Source organism: Sphingomonas sp. RS2018 (assembly GCF_054489605.1).
In genome coordinates this window covers 945,663-962,785 of record NZ_JBTMWL010000001.1, presented here as the reverse complement: position 1 = coordinate 962,785, position 17,123 = coordinate 945,663, and the positions used below count along the sequence as shown (strand labels likewise).

Here is a 17,123-nt window from a genome sequence, read left to right as displayed (position 1 = left end):
GCGCCGCCGTCGATGAACCGACCCTGTCCGTGCACCCGGATCATCGACGAAGCGGGCGGGACCGGCGCCGGGCCGGTCCGCACACGTTACTGGTTGTTCTGGCGATGCAGGAAGCGCGGGATGTCGAGCGGTTCCTTGTCGGCGGGCGCTTCGTCGCCGCGTGCGACGCGGCCCGACATGCGCTCGAACAGCGTCCCGCCCGTCCGCACCTTGGGCGCAGGCTCGGCCGGGGCCTCGTCCTCGCTCGATCCCGTCAGCCAGCGGCGGCGGATCGCCGGCTCCTGCGCAGTCTCGGTCGGTGCCTGCAGCGACGGCGGCGCGTCCATCATCGCATCGGCGCCAAGCACCAGCTCGTCATCCGCCGCGCTCTGCGCACCTGTCTCCTCGACCGGCGCATCCTCGAAGCGAGCCGCAGCCTGATCGGGGCCTGGACCGGTCATCGGCTCGGGGCTGGCGGGCTCGGCCGCCGGGGCGGGCTGTGCCGACGCATCGCTACGACGCGGCGCGTTGAACGAGAAGACGCGCGGCGCCTCGGCGACCGGAGCCGGCGCGACCACGTCGTCGCTCGCCTCGATACCGGTGGCGACCACCGACACGCGAATACGGCCCTCCAGCTCGGGGTTGAACGCCGAGCCCCAGATGATGTTGGCGTCGGGATCGACCAGCTCGCGGATGTGGTTCGCCGCCTCGTCGACCTCCAGCAGGCGCATGTCGTCGCCGCCAGTGATCGACACGATCACGCCCTTGGCGCCGCGCATCGACACGCCGTCGAGCAGCGGGTTGGCGATCGCCTTCTGCGCCGCCTCGATCGCGCGGGCGTCGCCCGAGCTCTCGCCAGTGCCCATCATCGCCTTGCCCATCTCCTGCATCACCGAGCGCACGTCGGCGAAGTCGAGGTTGATGAGGCCGGGCATGACCATCAGGTCGGTGATGCCGCGCACACCCTGCTGCAGCACTTCGTCGGCCAGCTCGAACGCTTCCTTGAAGGTCGTGTTGGCGTTGGCGATCAGGAACAGGTTCTGGTTGGGGATGACGATCAGCGTATCGACGTACTTCTGCAGTTCCTCGATGCCCGCCTCGGCCGATTGCGCGCGGCGCTTGCCCTCAAACGCGAACGGCTTGGTCACGACGCCGACCGTCAGGATGCCCGCGTCGCGCGCCGCCTTGGCGATCACCGGCGCCGCACCCGTACCGGTGCCGCCGCCCATCCCGGCGGCGATGAAGACCATGTGCGCGCCCTCGAGGCTCTTCTGCACCTGCTCGATCGTCTCTTCGGCCGCAGCGCGACCGATCTCCGGCCGGCTACCGGCGCCCAACCCTTGCGTGATCTTCGTGCCGAGCTGAATCCGCGTCGGGGCCGACGACTGCTTCAACGCCTGCGCATCCGTATTGGCGACCAGGAATTCGACGCCCTGCACCTCGGCGCGGATCATGTTGGCGATGGCGTTGCCGCCCGCGCCGCCGACGCCGATCACGCTGATGCGCGGGGTCAGCTCGTCGACTTCGGGCGGAAGGAATTCGATGCTCATGTCCCAGTCTCCAAGGCGCACGATACCCCCGGCGCCGTCAATTGATTAACCGTTTTGCACGAAGGGCGTCACGGGTTCCAGTCCCAATGTCCGCCGCTTTTAGTAATTCGCCTTGAATGCGGAGAACAGCCGCGCCGCAAAGCCGCCGATCCGCCCCGGCCGCACGATGGTCGTGCCACCACGCGTCTCGATCGAGCGCAGGTCGACCGGATCGGAAGCGGCGAAGGTGGCGAGGCCCGCCAGCGTCGCGAACGCTGGCCCCGAGTGCGCCTCCGGCAGCGCCGACAGCCCGCGCGGGCGCCCGATCCGGACCGCGCGGCCCAGCGCCTGCTGCGCATAGTCGGCGATCCCGCGCAGCTCCGCCCCGCCGCCGGTCAGCACAAGCTGGCGCCCGACCGGATCGTCGAAGTTCAGCCTCTTCAGTTCCTTCTGCACTTCGACCATGAGCCGCTCCAGCCGCGCGCGGATGACGGTGTTCAGCTGCGCACGGGTAATGCGCGTCCCCTCCGCCTCGCCCTCATGGCTGACGGGTGCGACGTCGATCATCTCGTGATGGTCGCGCGGGCTCATGTTGGCGGAGCCGTGGAAGCATTTCAGCCGTTCGGCCTGTGCGCGGCGCGTGCCGAAGGCCGAGGCGATATCGTCGGTAATGTCCGCCGCGCCCATGCCGATCGAGGCGAGCGACGCCAGCACGCCTTCGCGGAACACGCTGACGTTGGTCACGCCCGCGCCGATCTCGACCAGCGCGACGCCCAGCTCGCGCTCCTCCTCGCTTAGGCACGCCAGACCCGTGGCGACCGGCGCGGCGATGATCGACTTCACCTCCAGATGCGCGGAGCGGACGCACAGGTCGAGATTGCGCACCGGCGAGCCGTCGGTGGCGACGACATGGATATCGACGCCCAGCTTGTCGGCATGCAGCCCCTTGGGATTGCGCACCCCGTTGCGGCCGTCGAGCGTGTAGCGCATCGGCTGCGCATGCAGGATCATCCGCCCGCCCGGATCGATCGCATCGCGCCCAGCCGCCAGCAGCTCGTCGACGTCCTGCTGCTCGACGCGGTGGCCGCCCAGGTCGACCTCCAGCTTCACGACATCGCTCAGCAGACCGCCGGCCGAGAAGCTGACCCACACGTCCTCGATATTGATGCCGGCGATACGCTCCGCCTGCTCCACCGCCTCGCGCACCGCGGCCTCGGTCGCGGTCATGTCGGCGATATAGCCGCGCTGCACACCGCGGCTCTCGCGCTGGCCGGTGCCGAGCACGACCAGCTCTCCGCCGTCACCCTTTTGCGCGATCAGCGCCGATACCTTCGACGATCCGATGTCGAGTGCGGTAATCAGCCCTTCCGGTCCGGTCTTCGCCATGTCTCAGTCCCCCCGCAGGCACTCGCGAGCCCGATAATCCTGCTACCTTTGTACCGTTCACCCTGAGCGAAGTCGAAGGGTCCGTGCACCATGTGTTTCGACTTCGCTCAGCACGAACGGCAGATGTGTGCGTGGCCGCCTAAGCGCCCTCCCCCGTGATCGTCCTGTTCTCCTGCCCGTCCGGCAGACGCAGCACCAGTTTGGCCGGGTCGCGCATGTCGAAACGGACATAGCCCTTGCCCAGCAACCGGTCGGCGCGATCCAGTTCGGCGAACTTCGCCAGCGCCTTCGCCGCCGCGGCCTCGCCCTCGGGCAGCGCGAGGCGCTCGCCGCTGTCGAACATGATGTCCCAGCGCCGGTCGCCGACCCAGGTCGCCGCCTTCACCAGCGGCTTCAGCGCGGGCGCGGCGGCGATCAGGCGCTGATAGTCCGGCTCGCGCTCGTTGGCACCGTCTCCGATGACGAGCGGCAGCGCGGGCATCGCCTGCGCCGACACCGGCTCCAGCGGGCGGCCGGTCGCGTCGATCAGCATCAGCTGGCCGTGATTCTGCCAGACGGCGACCGCCTCCCGCTCGACGATGTCGATCACCAGCGTGTCCGGCAGGCGCCGCGACACGCGCGCGTCCGCGATCCACGGATAGTCGAGCAGCCGCGCGCGCACCCCGTCCAGGTCGATTAGCGGCATCGCCTGGCTGCGCTGGTCGAGCGCGACGGCATAGACCGTCATCCGCTCCATCCGCTTCAGGCCGGTCACCTCGATCTGTTCGACGCGGAAGCCCGCCCGCCCGATCGTCTCCGCCACCGCCGTCCCGACCGCGCCCGGAATGCCCAGCCACGACGCCATCGTCAGCAACACGACGCAGGCGGCGGCGAACATCGCCCAGCCGGTGGTCTTGCGCAGCGTCTCCTCGCTGATCGGCAGCGCGGCCAGTGTGCGGTCGAGCAGGCCGACCTTCTTCGCCGGACGACGCCCGCCGCGCCCCGACTGCGGCTTGCGCTTCAGCGACCGGGTAGCGGGCGCGCGACTCATCCGTTCATCGCCTCGTCGACGATCCACTGCACCAGTTGCGGATAGGTGATGCCGCAATGGGCGGCCTGCTCCGGCACCAGGCTGAGCGGCGTCATGCCGGGCTGGGTGTTCACCTCCAGCAGGAACAGGCCATCAACACCGCGGTCGTCGTCCCAACGGAAGTCCGACCGGCTCGCCCCCCTGCACCCCAGCAGGCGATGCGCGTCGATCGCGATGCGCTTGCAGGCGTCGGTGATGTCGTCTGGAACCTGCGCCGGGAAGACGTGATCGGCGAGACCATCGGTGTACTTCGCGTCGAAGTCGTACCAGCCGGTCTTTGGTGCGATCTCGGTCACGCCCAGCGCCCTGTCGCCGAGCACCGCCGTGGTCAGCTCGCGCCCGCGGATATAGGGTTCGGCGAGCAGTTCGTCGAAATCCTGCCAAGGCCCCGCGACGTCGCGGCCGATCGGATTACCGTAGTTGCCGTCGTCGGTGACGATCGCGACGCCGATCGACGAGCCTTCGTTGACCGGCTTCACCACATAGGGTCGCGCCAGCGGGTCGCCCGCGAACAGCTCGGCCGACTTGACCACGCGCCCGCCGGGCATTGGAATGCCGTGCGGCACCAGCTGGTTCTTCGTCAGCACCTTGTCGACCGCGATGACCGAGGTGGCGAGGCCGCTGTGCGTATAGCGCAGGCCCATCAGGTCCATCATGCCCTGCACCGTGCCGTCCTCGCCCGGCGCCCCGTGCAGCGCGTTGAAGACGAGATCCGGTGCCGCTTCGGCCAGCCGCGCGGCGACGTCGCGCCCCATGTCGAGGCGCGTGACGCGGTGGCCGAGCGACTCCAGCGCATCCGCCACGCCCGCGCCGGACATCAGCGACACAGGCCGCTCACCGGACCAACCGCCCATCAGCACGACGATGTGGAGGGGGGTGGTCATGACTTTACCCCCACGCGCTGTATCTCCCACTCCAGTTCCACCCCCGACTGCGCCAGCACCTTCGCCCGCACGTCCTCGCCCAGCCCCTCGATATCGGCGCTCGTCGCATCGCCGGTGTTGAGCAGGAAGTTGCAATGCTTTTCACTGACTTGCGCCCCGCCGCGCGTCAGCCCGCGGCACCCGGCGGCATCAACCAGCGCCCACGCCTTGTGCCCTTCCGGGTTCTTGAAGGTTGAACCGCCGGTTTTCGACCGCAGCGGCTGCGACGCCTCGCGCGCCGCGGCGATGCGGTCCATCTCGGCCTGGATGGCGGCCGGCTCACCGATCTTCCCCATCAATGTCGCGGAATATACGATCGCATCGTCTGAAAGGTCAGAATGGCGATAGCTATAACACATTTCATCGACGCCAAGCGTCCGAGCTTCTCCAGAACGCAGCACCACGTCGCAGTGGAGCAGCACATCGGCAATCTCCCGACCATAGGCGCCACCATTCATTCGAACGAATCCACCGACCGTGCCGGGGATCGACCGAAGAAATTCAAGCCCTGCGATGCCTAAGTCGCGTGCTCGGGATGATACCAGAATGCCCGACGCTCCAGCCCCGCAAGTTAACATGCACCGATCAACATGCTCGACCGTGGCGAAAGGCTTGCCCAATCGCACGACGACGCCTGGCACGCCGCCATCGCGCACGATCAGGTTGGAGCCGAGGCCGAGGCCCATCACCGGCACCGACGGATCGAGCACAGCGAGGAAGTCGGACAGGTCGTCGACATCTGCCGGCTCGAACAGCCACTCCGCCGCACCGCCCGCCTTGAACCACACCAGCGGCGCGAGGGGGGCGTGCGGGGTGAGCTTGCCGCGGACCCCGATATCGGTCGGGCTGAGCCTTTGGAAGCCCTGCATTTGGACAGGCTCAGGGCGAACGGACGTGGCGTTCACTTCCACCCCCACAGTGCCGCCCAGCTCTTCCACGCCTTCAGATTCGCCTCGGCCGCCTTCTGTGTCACGTCCTGCGCCGCCGCGACTTGCTTGCCGGCGTCGAGCATCTTCTGCGCGGCATCCATCTGCGCCTTTTGCGCGCGCAGGATTTCCTGCTGGAAGGCCAGTGCGGTGGAGAAGAAATCGCTCATGCCGTCCTCGCGCGTTCGATCGCGGGGGCGAGGTTCGCCGCCCACTTCGTGATGTCGCCGGCGCCGAGACAGATCACCTGATCGCCCGCGCCGATCTCGCCCGACAAGGCGATGGCCAGCGCATCCGCATCGGCCACGCTCGCCACCGCGCGATGGCCGCGCCGCTTCAGCCCGTCGACCAGCGCATCGGCATCGACGCCCTCGACCAGCGCCTCGCCCGCGGCATAGACCGGGGTCACATAGACCATGTCGGCGTCGTTGAACGCGCCCTGGAAGTCGTCCATCAGATTGCCGAGCCGCGAATAGCGGTGGGGCTGCACCACCGCGATCACCCGGCCCTGCGCGCTCTCTCGTGCCGCCGACAACACTGCGCGAATCTCGACCGGGTGGTGGCCGTAATCGTCGATCACCACCGCGCCGAAGACTTCGCCGACCTTGGTGAAGCGCCGCTTGACCCCGGTGAAGCGCTCGAACCCCTTGGCGATCGTCGCATCGTCGATGCCCAGTTCCAGCGCGACGCCGATCGCCGCCAGCGCATTCTGGACGTTGTGGCGACCGGGCATCGGCAGGTCGATGTGCTCGATCGACCGTGTCGTGCCGTCGCGGTGGCGGACGATCGCCTCGAACCGGTTGCCGCCCGGATAGGGCACGACGTTGACGCCGCGCACGTCGGCCGACGCGGCGAAACCATAAGTGACGATGCGCCGGTCGCGCACGCGCGGGATCAGCGCCTGAACCTCCGGATGGTCGAGGCACAGCAGCGCCGCGCCGTAGAAGGGCACGTTCTCGACAAACTCGACATAGGCGTCCTTCGCCTTCTCGAAGCTGCCGTAATGATCGAGATGTTCGGGATCGATGTTCGTCACGACCGCGATCGTGCCGTCGAGCCGCAGGAAGCTGCCGTCGCTCTCGTCCGCCTCGACCACCATCCAGTCGGAGGCGCCCAGCCGCGCGTTCGAGCCATAGGAGTTGATGATCCCGCCGTTGATGACGGTCGGGTCGATCCCGCCCGCGTCCAGGATCGCGGCGATCATGCTGGTCGTCGTCGTCTTGCCGTGCGTCCCCGCGACCGCGACGGTCGATTTTAGCCGCATCAGCTCCGCCAGCATCTCCGCGCGCCGCACCACTGGTATCCGCTGCGACAGCGCCGCCTCGACCTCCGGATTGCCGCGTTTCACCGCGGTCGAGGTGACGACGACGGCGGCCTCCGCGACATTCTCCGCCGCGTGCCCGATCGTGACCGCGATGCCGCGCTTGCGCAGCCCCTCGACGACATACCCTTCCGCCACATCGCTGCCCTGCACGCGGTAGCCGAGGTTGTGCATCACCTCGGCGATGCCCGACATGCCGATGCCGCCGATCCCAACGAAGTGGATCGTGCCGATGTCGGTCGCGACACCCTTCATGCCAGCCCCTCCACCAGATCGGCGAGGTCGGTCACCGCGTCGGGCCGGCCACAGGCGTGCGCGCGCGCCGCCGCGTTCTGAAGGGCGGCGGTTTCGAGACCCAGTTTCTGCATCTGCTTGGCGAGTTCCTGCGGCGTGAATCTGGGCTGCGCGATCGTCCGGGCGCCGCCCGCCGCGGTGATCTCGCTCGCATTGGCGGTCTGGTGATCGTCGGTGGCGCTCGGCAACGGCACCAGGATCGCGGGACGTCCCGCCGCGGTCAGTTCGGCGATGGTCGATGCGCCCGCACGCGCGATGACGAGGTGCGTCCAGGCCAGATGCTCGGGCAGGTCGGGCAGGTAGGTCGCCGTCTCCGCCGGAATGCCATGCTCGGCATATTTCGCGCGCACCGCGTCGATATCCTCGATCCGCGCCTGGTGCGTCACCTGCAACCGCTGGCGGAAATGCAGCGGCAGCAGCGCGAGGCCGTCTGGCACCACCTGGCTCAGCACCGTCGCCCCCTGGCTGCCGCCGGTAACGAGCACGCGAAACAGGCCGTCCTCCTCCAGCACTGGATAGGGCCGTTCGCGGATGCGCAGGATCGCCTCGCGCACCGGATTGCCGACCAGATGCACCTTGCCCGCATGACGGGCCGGCAGCCGGGCGACATCGGGGTAGGAGGTCGCGATCGCCCGCACCCGCCCCGCCACCAGCCGGTTGACCCGGCCCAGCACCGCGTTCTGCTCATGGACGACCGCCGGCACCTTTTCCGCGAACGCGGCGAGCAGCGCCGGCAATGCGGCATAGCCGCCGAAACCGACGACGGCGGAGGGGCGGAACGTGCGATACAGCTCGCGCGCCATCGCCCGCCCGGTCAGCATCTGCCGCCCGGCGCGCATCCACCCGACCGGCCCGCCGGCGAGGCGGCTGGCCGGCAGGACGTGCGTCTGGACGCCGTCGAAGAGCCCCGGAAAGCGCACCCCCCGTTCGTCGCTGACCAGCGCGACGCGGTGACCGCGCTTCGACAGTTCGGCCGCCAGTGCGGCGGCGGGCACCATATGCCCGCCGGTGCCGCCGGCCGCGAGGACGTAGTGACGCGACTTGCTCATGAACCTCCCTACCGCACGATATACGGCGAGCGATGCAGATACGGGTTTCGTCGCGTGAAGGCGAGCAGCAACCCCATGCCGATCGACAGCGCGATCATCGACGACCCGCCATAGCTGATGAAGGGCAAGGTCATGCCCTTCGACGGGGCGAGGCCGGTGTTCACCGCCATGTTGATCGTCGCCTGCACGCCGAACTGCGCGGCGAGGCCGGCGGCGGCGAGCACGCGGAACGCGTCCTCCTCGTCCAGCAGCTTCACGAACACCCGCACGACGATCGTCAGGAACAGGATGGCGATGATCGCGCAGGCGAGCAGGCCGAACTCCTCCCCGACCACCGAATAGATGTAATCGGTGTGCGCCTCGGGCAGGCGGAACTTGACGACGCCGCCGCCCGGCCCCGTCCCGGTCACGCCGCCCGCGGTGATCGTCGCATGCGCCATGTCGGTCTGGTAATGATCGGTGCCGGCACCCGTACGATCGGGGAACAGGAAATTGTCGATGCGGATGCGCGCCGTGTCGTAGAAGACATACGCGGCGATGATCCCCGCCAGCCCGGCGCCGATGAATGCGCCGATCGTCTTCGCCGACACCCCCGACACCATCAGCAGGATCATCCACACGCTGCCGAATACGATCGTCTGGCCAAAATCGGGCTGCAGCATCAGCGTGCCACCGACGAGGCCCGTCAGCGCGAAGGTGACCGGCACCATCGGCAGGTCGGGATCGCGCGCGCGCAGGCTCAGCAGCCACGCGGTCGCGACGATGAACACCGGTTTGAGGAACTCGGAAGGCTGGAACTGCGAGATGCCGACCCCTAGCCAGCGCTTCGCCCCGTTCACCTCGACCCCGATCAGCGGTGTCGCCAGCAGCGCCAGCAAGAAGATCGCGGCGAGCACCAGCGAAAAGCGACGAGCGAACGCGGTCGGGAACATCGACACGACCAGCATGACGGGGATCGACAGCGCGACCCACATCGCCTGCCGCCAGAAATAATACATCGGCGCCAGCTGATGCGCCCCGTCCGAATAGCGCTTCGCCGTCGCCGGGCTTGCCGCCGCGACCGCGATCAGTCCGATCGCGATCAGCAGGAACGCGAGCAGCAGCAGCACGCGATCCAGCTCCCAGAACCACATCGCGACTGGCCCCCGATTGGCGCGGCCGAGGCTGCCCTCGACCCGCCCGCGCAGGCCCTTGCCGTCGTCGCGCGCTGTCGCACTCATGCCAGCGCCTCGACCAGCGCGCGGAACTGGTCGCCGCGATCCTCGAAGCTCTTGAACTGGTCGAAGGACGCACACGCTGGCGACAGCAGCACGGTGTCGCCCGGCTGCGCTTCGCGCGCGGCGGCGCCGACGGCATCGGCAAGCGTTCCCGCCTCCGTCACCGGCATCGCATTCTCCAGGAGGCGCGCGAACATCGGGCCCGCCTCCCCGATCGTATAGGCGCGCACGACATGGCCGAAGCCGGGGCGGCACGCATCGAGATCGTCGGTCTTCGCCTGCCCACCGACGATCCAGTGAACGCGGGGATAGGCCGCGAGCGCCGGCGCGGTGCTGTCGGGATTCGTCGCCTTGCTGTCGTTGACCCACAGCACACCGTTCACCGTCGCGATCCGCTCCATTCGGTGCGGCAGGCCGGGGAAGCTGACGAGCGCGTTTTCGATCGCGTCATCACCGATGCCCAAAGCGCGCGCGGTCGCGATGGCGGCAAGCGTGTTCTGGCGATTGTGCGGGCCTTGCAACGCCGGCCAGCGCAACTGGTCGAGCGGTGCGTCCGCATCGACGACAATCGCGTCGGGAACCGAAGCCACCTCGCCCGTCCCGAGGACCGCGACCCGCCCCGCCGACTGCATCGCGAACAGCCGCGCCTTGCTGGCGGCATAGGCGTCAAAGCCGTCGTAGCGGTCGAGATGGTCGGGCGTGATGTTCAGCAGCACCGCGACATCACAGTCGAGGCTGTAGGTCAGGTCGATCTGATAACTCGACAGCTCCAGCACATAGACGCCGCCGTCGGGGAGCGGCTCCTGCGCCAGGATCGGCAGGCCGATATTGCCCCCCATCCGCGTCGGCAGCCCCGCCGTCTCGCAGATATGCGCGACGAGGGCGGTCGTAGTCGACTTGCCGTTGGTGCCGGTAATGCCGACGACCTTGTGCTGCGGCAGTTCCGCGCGCGCCTGCGCGAACAGCTCGATGTCGCCGATGATCGGCACGTCGCCCGCGTGTGCGGCAATCGGGTGGCGGTTCAGCGGAACGCCCGGCGACACGACGATGCCGTCGAAGCCGGTTAGGTCGATCGTCAACGGATCGGCGAGCTTCAGAGCCTTCTCCCCCGCTTGGGAGAGGGCTTCGCGCTTCGCCTCGTCCGCATCCCACGCTACGACGCTCGCCCCGCTCGCCAGCAGCGCGCGCACCGTCGCAGCGCCCGAGCGGGCCAGCCCGAGCACGGCATATCTCCTGCCCGCCCAGGCGGTGCTGGCAATCACCGGATCTTCAACGTCGACAGGCCGGCGAGTGCCAGCACCAGGCTGATGATCCAGAAGCGGATGACGACGGTCGGCTCGCTCCAGCCCAATTGCTCGAAATGATGGTGGATCGGCGCCATTCGGAACACGCGCTTGCCGGTCCGCTTGTAGAAGAACACCTGGATGATGACGCTCAGCGCCTCGACCACGAACAGCCCGCCGACGATACCCAGCACCAGCTCGTGATGCGCGACGACCGCAATGGTGCCCAGCGCCCCGCCGAGCGCTAGGCTGCCGGTGTCGCCCATGAAGACCGCCGCCGGCGGCGCGTTGTACCACAGGAAGGCCAGCCCCCCGCCGATCACCGCGCCGCAGAAGATGGCGAGATCGCCCGCCCCCAGCACGTGCGGGATGCCGAGATACGTCGCGTAGCGCGCGTTGCCGGCCAGATAGGCGATAATCATGAACGTCACCGACGCGATGATGACCGGCATCGTCGCCAGCCCGTCGAGCCCGTCGGTCAGGTTCACCGCGTTGCCGAACGCCACGATCGTGAAGGCGGCGAACAGGATGTAGAGCGGCCCCAGATCGATCGAGAAATAGCTGAAGAACGGCACGTACAGGTGCGTGCCGTTGTGGCGCGTGATGACATAGGCGGCGGCGATCGCGATGACGAACTCGCCGAGCAGGCGCACGCGGCTCGATACGCCAGCCGTGCTCGCCTTACGCACCTTGTCGTAGTCGTCGAGGAACCCGATCATCCCGAAACCGAGCGTCACGAACAGGCACGCCCAGACGTACGGATTGCTGAGGTCCATCCAGACGAGCACGCTGAACGTCAGCGCGGTCAGGATCATCAGCCCGCCCATCGTGGGCGTACCGACCTTGGCGAGGTGGGTCTGCGGGCCGTCCAGCCGAATCGGCTGCCCCTTGCCCTGTCGTACGCGCAGCCAGCCGATGAACTTCGGCCCGATGATCCAGCCGACGACGAGCGCCGTCGCCACCGCGCCGCCCGAGCGGAAGCTCAGATAGCGCACGAGGTTCAGAACGCCGGGAAAGCCGAGATATTCGGCGATCCAGTACAACATCAGCAGGCCCCTAACATGGTCACGCCGCAGCAGCCTGACGGGTGCGCAGTCCGGCGACCACCGCCGACAGCCCGATCCCGTTCGATCCCTTGACGAGCACCGCGTCGCCGGCGGCCAGCACCGCGTTCAGGCGTTCGCGCGCTTGCGCGGCGTCGGCCACATGAACGAAATCGGCCCGCCCCTCAAGCATCGCGGCCAGCGGCGCCATCTCCTCGCCCACCAGTATGACGTGCGAAAGCCCCGCTTCGTCGATGGGGCCGGCGAGCCCGGCATGATAGTCAGCGCTGGCCTCGCCCAGCTCGCGCATCCCGCCCAGCACCGCGATCCGCCGCGACGGCTCGGTCGCGAGCACCGCCAGCGTCGCGCGCATCGACGTAGGGTTGGCGTTGTAGCTCTCGTCGATCACCAGCGCGTTGCCGTCGCCCGCCGCGACCCGGAAGCGCGCACCGCGACCCGGCAGCCCCGCCATGTCGCCCAGTGCCAGCCCGGCAAGGCCCAGATCGCCGCTCGCCGCATCGACCACGGCCAGCACCGCCAGCGCGTTCGACACCCAGTGCGCACCCGGTTGCGCGATCGTGAAGGACAGCGCGCGCGTCCCGACCTGCGCGGTGACGAAGGTGCCGCCGCTCTTGACCGGCATCACGTCGATCGCGCGGACGTCGGCACCCTTGCCGCTGCCGAACGTCACGATGCGTCCCGCATACGGCGTCGCCGCGGCGATCAGCCGGTCGCGATGCGGGCTGTCGAACGGCACGATCGCGGTGCCGCCGGGCATCAGCCCGGTGAAGATCTCGCCCTTGGCATCGGCGATCGCCTCTTCGCCCGAGAAGAAGGCGGTGTGCGCCGGCGCGATCGCGGTGACGACGGCGATATGCGGGCAAACGAGCTTCGCCAGCGCGACCAGTTCGCCCGCGTGGTTCATCCCCATTTCGAACACGCCGAACCGCGTATCCGCCGGCATCCGCGCCAGCGACAGCGGAACGCCGGTGTGGTTGTTGTAGCTCTTCACCGACCAGTGCACCCGGCCCGGATCGGCACGGTTCAGGCAGGCGGCGATGGCCTCCTTCGTGCCGGTCTTGCCGACCGATCCGGTGACGCCGATCACGACTGCATCGGCGCGCGCACGGGCGGCGCGCGCCAAATCCTGCAGTGCCCGCGTGGTGTCGTCGACGGTGACGCTCGGATAGGTCGTCGGCACGCAGACGAGCGCCCCCGCCGCGCCATTCTCGTGCGCGCCGCCCAGAAACCGATGACCGTCGGTTTCCTCCCCAGTCAGCGCGACGAACAGGTCGCCGGGGCCGACTTCCCGCGAATCGAAGGTGACGCCGGTCGCCGCAAATTGGGCGTTGGCGACGCCGCCGGTCGCGGCGGCGATTTCCGCAGAGGTCCAAAGGGTCACGCGGCACACTCGCGCGCGACGGCCACGTCGTCGAAGGGCAGCACGCGGTCGCCGACGATCTGCCCGCCCTCGTGCCCCTTACCTGCGATCAGCACGATATCGTCCGGCCCGGCCAGTTCGATCGCATGGGCGATGGCGGCGCGCCGGTCGCCGATCTCGATCGCGCCCGGCGCGCCGCGCAGCACCGCGGCGCGGATCGCCGCCGGGTCTTCCGAACGGGGATTGTCGTCGGTGACGATCGACACGTCGGCACCCGCCGTCGCAGCCTGTCCCATCGGTTCGCGCTTGCCCATGTCACGGTCGCCGCCCGCACCGAACACGACGATCAGCCGGCCAGCGACATGCGGCCTTAGCGCGGCGATGGCAGCATCCAGCGCGTCGGGCGTATGGGCATAGTCGACATAGACCGGCGCACCGGAGCGCGCGATCGCCGCCCGCTCCAGGCGCCCGCGCACCGGCGCCAGCCGCGCGAGGTTCGCGATCGTCTGCGCGACATCGCCACCCGTCGCGATCACCAGCCCCGCCGCGGTCAGCGCGTTCGCCGCCTGATAGGCACCGATCAGCGGCAGGTTCACCTTGTGCGTGCGCCCGTCGGCCTCGATCGTCAGTCCCTGCCCCAGCAATGTCGGATGTCGGTCGACCAGGCGCAGCGTCTCGCCATGTTCGCCGACCGACAGCATCGTCAGCTTGCGCGCCTGCGCCAGCGCGAACACCGGGTCGGCATGCGGATCGTCCGCCCAGATCACCACCGTGCCGTCGTCGCGCACCACCTCGGCGAACAGCCGCAGCTTCGCGGTCAGATAGTTCGCCATGTCGCCGTGATAGTCGAGGTGATCGCGACTGAGGTTGGTGAAGGCGGCGGCGGTGACGGCCAGCCCCTCGGTACGATATTGCGACAAGCCGTGGCTCGACGCCTCGAACGCTAGATGGGTCACGCCCTCGCGCGCCAGTCCCGCGACGTTGGACAGAAAGGTGACGACATCCGGCGTCGTAAGCCCGGTCGACACGCTGTCGTCGGCGGTAGTGACGCCCAGCGTGCCGATCGAGGCGGCATGATGCCCCGCCATCCGCCACAGCTGGCGCGTCATCTCGACGGTCGAGGTCTTGCCGTTGGTGCCGGTGACGGCGACGCACGTCGCCGGAAATGGCGCGAAGAAGCGTGCGGCCAGATCGGCGAAGCACGCGCGCGGCGAATCGCTGGCGATCAGCGTTGCTCCCTCCACCGCCACGCCGGGCCGAGCGACGACGGCGATGGCCCCGGCGGCGACGGCGGCGGGGATGAAATCCTCGCCGTTGACCCGTGCCCCCTCGAACGCACCGAAGACCGTGCCCGGCGCGACCTTCCGGTGGTCGATCGCGAAGCCGGTGACGACCGCCGCCTCGCTACCGCCGGTCAGGGTGCCGAGCCTCATTCCGCCGCGCCCGTCTTTTCGCCCGGCGCATGCCAGATCAGCGGGGTGATGTCGGACAGGTCGACATCGCGGTGCAGGTCGGGGCGCACGCCAAGCAACGGGCCGGCGCGCATGATGACGCGGCTGACGACCGGGGCGGCCGTCCAGGCCGCGGTGGTCAGGCCGAAGCTTTCGGCATTTCCCTTGGGCGAATCGAGCATGGCGATCACGACATAGCGCGGGTTGTCCATCGGGAAAGCCGCGGCGAAGGTCGAAACGTTGACGCGCTTGTTATACCCGCCCGCCCCGGGCTTCTCCGCCGTGCCGGTTTTGCCGCCCACGCGGAAGCCCGGCGCCTCGGCCTTCTTGCCCGTCCCGTCGGTCACGATGAGCCGGAGCAGCTGGCGCATCCGCGCACTCGTTGCCTCCGAAATCACCCGCCGTCCGGCTGCAGCATGGCCCGGCGCGACCTTCATGATCGTCGTCGGCCGCCAGATGCCACCGTTGACCAGCGTCGCATAGGCGTTGGCGAGATGCAGCGGCGTCACCGCGATGCCGTGGCCATAGGCGGTCGTCATCGTCGTCGTGCGCGCCCAGTATTTCGGCCAGAGCGGACGTGCCTTCTCGATCTCGATGTCGGGGGCGGTGTCGAAGCCCAGCTTGCGGAACATCGCCGAGAGCTTTTCCTGCCCCATTTCGTCGGCGATCCGCGCGGTCGCGATGTTCGACGAATGGATCAGCGTTTCGGGAATATTCAGCCAACGGTTCTGCGCATGGTCGTCCTTGATCTTGAACCGACCGACCTGCAGCGGCTGAGTCGCGTCGAAGCGCCGCGCCATCGACGTCACCACGCCGCTGTCGATCGCCGCCGCCATCGCGATCGGCTTGAACGCGGAACCCAGTTCGTAGACGCTCTGCGTCACGTTGTTCAGGATGCCGCCCTCGCCGGACTGCACCTTGTTCGGGTTGAAGCTGGGCAGCGACGACATCGCCAGCACTTCACCGGTGTGGACGTCCAGCACGATGCCCGCCGCACCCGCCGCCTGGAAGCTCGCCATCGCACGGCCTAGCTCGTTTTCCAGTGCCCCCTGTACGCGCAGGTCGATCGACAGCGCCGCCGGGTCCTTGCGGAGCGCTGGGTCGGTCAGTCGTGCGTTCAGCACCTTCTCGGCTCCGCGCACGCCGCCGCGCTCGGCGTTCAGATAGCCGAGCAGCTGCGCGCCCAGCGTCGACTGCGGATACAATCGCTCGGGCTCACGCGCGAAGGTGATGCCGGGATCGCCCAGCGCGTTTACCGCCGCGACCAGCTCGGGCATCGCGCGATGCTTCAGATAGGTGAAGCGCACCGACGCGTTGAGCATGCGAAAATAATAGGCCGCATCCTGCTCGGGCATCAGCTCGGCCAGCTTCTGCGCCAGCACCGCCTTGTCGCCGATCACATTGTGCGGCTGCACGCCGATCGACCAGGCGTCGATCGTGCGCGCGAGCGGTGCGCCGTTGCGATCGACGATGTCGCCGCGCAACGGCACCAGCGCCGCCGCCCCGTCGCGCGTCGTCGCCGGCGTCGCATTGACCGCCATCCAGCCGAGCTTTCCCACCACCAGGAAATTGGCGAAGGCGAACAACAGCATGAGAACCATCAGCCGCTGGTGGGCGACACTGACGAGCGAATGCCGCCCGGCCTCGCGCCGGCGGTCGCCGGCCTGGGGGGCGACGAGAACGATCACCGCAACGCGACCCGTTCGGCACGGGCGCGCGACGCCAGATCGCCGAGCGTCGATTCGCTCAGCAGGCCGGCATCGAGCATCGCTACCTTCATCCGGCCGCGCGCGGCGGGGCTTGCCGCCGTCTGCATCGGCATGGCGGCGCGGGTGACAACTGGCGTCGCCACGGCGGGCGTCACCACCGCGCGGGTCTGCGCGGGCTCGGCCCCAGCGGGCACGACCGCGGCGACCACGGTCGGCGTCGTCACACCGGTCGGTACTACTAGCGCAGCGACGTTGGTGGCTCCGGCCTGCGTCGGGCGCAGCGCGGCAAGGCCGGTGTCGCTCGCCAGATACTGTTCGGGCCGCGGCGCCGACAGCGCCAGCACGTCGCCGTTCCAGCGCTCCAGCTGGTCGTGGTTGGCGCGCGTGTCGAACTCCGTCTCCAGCCGGCGGATGTCCATCTTCGCCTGCAGGATCGCGCGATCGACCGCCTCGACGCGGCCGCGCTCGGCCGCGACCTGCGACGACACCATGTAGCAGGCCGGCGACACCGTCGCGAAGCACAGCAGATATCCGAAGCCCTTGAAGCCAGTTACCGCCATCAC

Annotated in this window: 15 protein-coding genes; all 15 read right to left on the bottom strand. The window is 68.7% G+C overall.

Annotation, left to right across the window (positions count from 1 at the left end; genetic code table 11):
- Window positions 1-86: 86 nt before the first annotated feature.
- The gene (gene ftsZ, locus ACX40P_RS04860) at window positions 87-1,529 is read right to left on the bottom strand and encodes a cell division protein FtsZ (RefSeq protein WP_459125143.1); all 1,443 of its coding nucleotides are present in this window, start codon (window positions 1,527-1,529) and stop codon (window positions 87-89) included.
- A gap of 99 nt (window positions 1,530-1,628) precedes the next feature.
- On the bottom strand, window positions 1,629-2,894 hold the full coding sequence (gene ftsA, locus ACX40P_RS04855; RefSeq protein WP_459125142.1) for a cell division protein FtsA: 1,266 nt from the start codon (window positions 2,892-2,894) through the stop codon (window positions 1,629-1,631).
- Window positions 2,895-3,033: 139 nt separating this feature from the next.
- Window positions 3,034-3,924 (bottom strand): cell division protein FtsQ/DivIB, encoded by an 891-nt coding sequence (locus tag ACX40P_RS04850; RefSeq protein WP_459125141.1) that lies wholly within the window; start codon window positions 3,922-3,924, stop codon window positions 3,034-3,036.
- Window positions 3,921-4,847, bottom strand: a complete 927-nt coding sequence (locus ACX40P_RS04845) for a D-alanine--D-alanine ligase (protein ID WP_459125140.1) — start codon at window positions 4,845-4,847, stop codon at window positions 3,921-3,923. The genes ACX40P_RS04850 and ACX40P_RS04845 overlap by 4 nt, the downstream gene beginning before the upstream one ends.
- Complete coding sequence (murB, locus tag ACX40P_RS04840; RefSeq protein WP_459125139.1) at window positions 4,844-5,755, bottom strand: UDP-N-acetylmuramate dehydrogenase; 912 nt, start codon at window positions 5,753-5,755, stop codon at window positions 4,844-4,846. The genes ACX40P_RS04845 and murB overlap by 4 nt, the downstream gene beginning before the upstream one ends.
- A gap of 32 nt (window positions 5,756-5,787) precedes the next feature.
- Complete coding sequence (locus ACX40P_RS04835; RefSeq protein ID WP_459125138.1) at window positions 5,788-5,982, bottom strand: hypothetical protein; 195 nt, start codon at window positions 5,980-5,982, stop codon at window positions 5,788-5,790.
- Window positions 5,979-7,388 (bottom strand): UDP-N-acetylmuramate--L-alanine ligase, encoded by a 1,410-nt coding sequence (murC, locus tag ACX40P_RS04830; RefSeq protein ID WP_459125137.1) that lies wholly within the window; start codon window positions 7,386-7,388, stop codon window positions 5,979-5,981. The genes ACX40P_RS04835 and murC overlap by 4 nt, the downstream gene beginning before the upstream one ends.
- Complete coding sequence (gene murG, locus ACX40P_RS04825; protein ID WP_459125136.1) at window positions 7,385-8,476, bottom strand: undecaprenyldiphospho-muramoylpentapeptide beta-N-acetylglucosaminyltransferase; 1,092 nt, start codon at window positions 8,474-8,476, stop codon at window positions 7,385-7,387. The genes murC and murG overlap by 4 nt, the downstream gene beginning before the upstream one ends.
- 8 nt (window positions 8,477-8,484) lie before the next feature.
- Window positions 8,485-9,696: an FtsW/RodA/SpoVE family cell cycle protein gene (locus tag ACX40P_RS04820; protein ID WP_459125135.1), complete on the bottom strand. Its 1,212-nt coding sequence runs from the start codon at window positions 9,694-9,696 to the stop codon at window positions 8,485-8,487.
- Window positions 9,693-10,955, bottom strand: coding sequence for a Mur ligase family protein (locus ACX40P_RS04815; protein ID WP_459125134.1), 1,263 nt, complete (start codon window positions 10,953-10,955; stop codon window positions 9,693-9,695). Before ACX40P_RS04815 ends, ACX40P_RS04820 begins: the two co-directional genes overlap by 4 nt.
- Window positions 10,952-12,022: a phospho-N-acetylmuramoyl-pentapeptide-transferase gene (gene mraY / locus ACX40P_RS04810; RefSeq protein ID WP_459125133.1), complete on the bottom strand. Its 1,071-nt coding sequence runs from the start codon at window positions 12,020-12,022 to the stop codon at window positions 10,952-10,954. The genes ACX40P_RS04815 and mraY overlap by 4 nt, the downstream gene beginning before the upstream one ends.
- A gap of 19 nt (window positions 12,023-12,041) precedes the next feature.
- On the bottom strand, window positions 12,042-13,421 hold the full coding sequence (locus tag ACX40P_RS04805) for a UDP-N-acetylmuramoyl-tripeptide--D-alanyl-D-alanine ligase (protein ID WP_459125132.1): 1,380 nt from the start codon (window positions 13,419-13,421) through the stop codon (window positions 12,042-12,044).
- Entirely contained in the window at window positions 13,418-14,833 is a 1,416-nt protein-coding gene (locus ACX40P_RS04800) for a UDP-N-acetylmuramoyl-L-alanyl-D-glutamate--2,6-diaminopimelate ligase (RefSeq protein WP_459125131.1), read from the bottom strand. The genes ACX40P_RS04805 and ACX40P_RS04800 overlap by 4 nt, the downstream gene beginning before the upstream one ends.
- Window positions 14,830-16,539: a peptidoglycan D,D-transpeptidase FtsI family protein gene (locus ACX40P_RS04795; protein ID WP_459125130.1), complete on the bottom strand. Its 1,710-nt coding sequence runs from the start codon at window positions 16,537-16,539 to the stop codon at window positions 14,830-14,832. The genes ACX40P_RS04800 and ACX40P_RS04795 overlap by 4 nt, the downstream gene beginning before the upstream one ends.
- Complete coding sequence (locus ACX40P_RS04790) at window positions 16,536-17,120, bottom strand: hypothetical protein (RefSeq protein ID WP_459125129.1); 585 nt, start codon at window positions 17,118-17,120, stop codon at window positions 16,536-16,538. Before ACX40P_RS04790 ends, ACX40P_RS04795 begins: the two co-directional genes overlap by 4 nt.
- Window positions 17,121-17,123 lie beyond the last annotated feature (3 nt).

Coding starts and splice junctions, on each gene's coding strand:
- ftsZ (WP_459125143.1), bottom strand. CDS start 1,529: ATGAGCATCGAATTCCTTCCGCCCGAAGTCGACGAGCTGACCCCGCGC.
- ftsA (WP_459125142.1), bottom strand. CDS start 2,894: ATGGCGAAGACCGGACCGGAAGGGCTGATTACCGCACTCGACATCGGA.
- ACX40P_RS04850 (WP_459125141.1), bottom strand. CDS start 3,924: ATGAGTCGCGCGCCCGCTACCCGGTCGCTGAAGCGCAAGCCGCAGTCG.
- ACX40P_RS04845 (WP_459125140.1), bottom strand. CDS start 4,847: ATGACCACCCCCCTCCACATCGTCGTGCTGATGGGCGGTTGGTCCGGT.
- murB (WP_459125139.1), bottom strand. CDS start 5,755: ATGCAGGGCTTCCAAAGGCTCAGCCCGACCGATATCGGGGTCCGCGGC.
- ACX40P_RS04835 (WP_459125138.1), bottom strand. CDS start 5,982: ATGAGCGATTTCTTCTCCACCGCACTGGCCTTCCAGCAGGAAATCCTG.
- murC (WP_459125137.1), bottom strand. CDS start 7,388: ATGAAGGGTGTCGCGACCGACATCGGCACGATCCACTTCGTTGGGATC.
- murG (WP_459125136.1), bottom strand. CDS start 8,476: ATGAGCAAGTCGCGTCACTACGTCCTCGCGGCCGGCGGCACCGGCGGG.
- ACX40P_RS04820 (WP_459125135.1), bottom strand. CDS start 9,696: ATGAGTGCGACAGCGCGCGACGACGGCAAGGGCCTGCGCGGGCGGGTC.
- mraY (WP_459125133.1), bottom strand. CDS start 12,022: ATGTTGTACTGGATCGCCGAATATCTCGGCTTTCCCGGCGTTCTGAAC.
- ACX40P_RS04800 (WP_459125131.1), bottom strand. CDS start 14,833: ATGAGGCTCGGCACCCTGACCGGCGGTAGCGAGGCGGCGGTCGTCACC.
- ACX40P_RS04790 (WP_459125129.1), bottom strand. CDS start 17,120: ATGGCGGTAACTGGCTTCAAGGGCTTCGGATATCTGCTGTGCTTCGCG.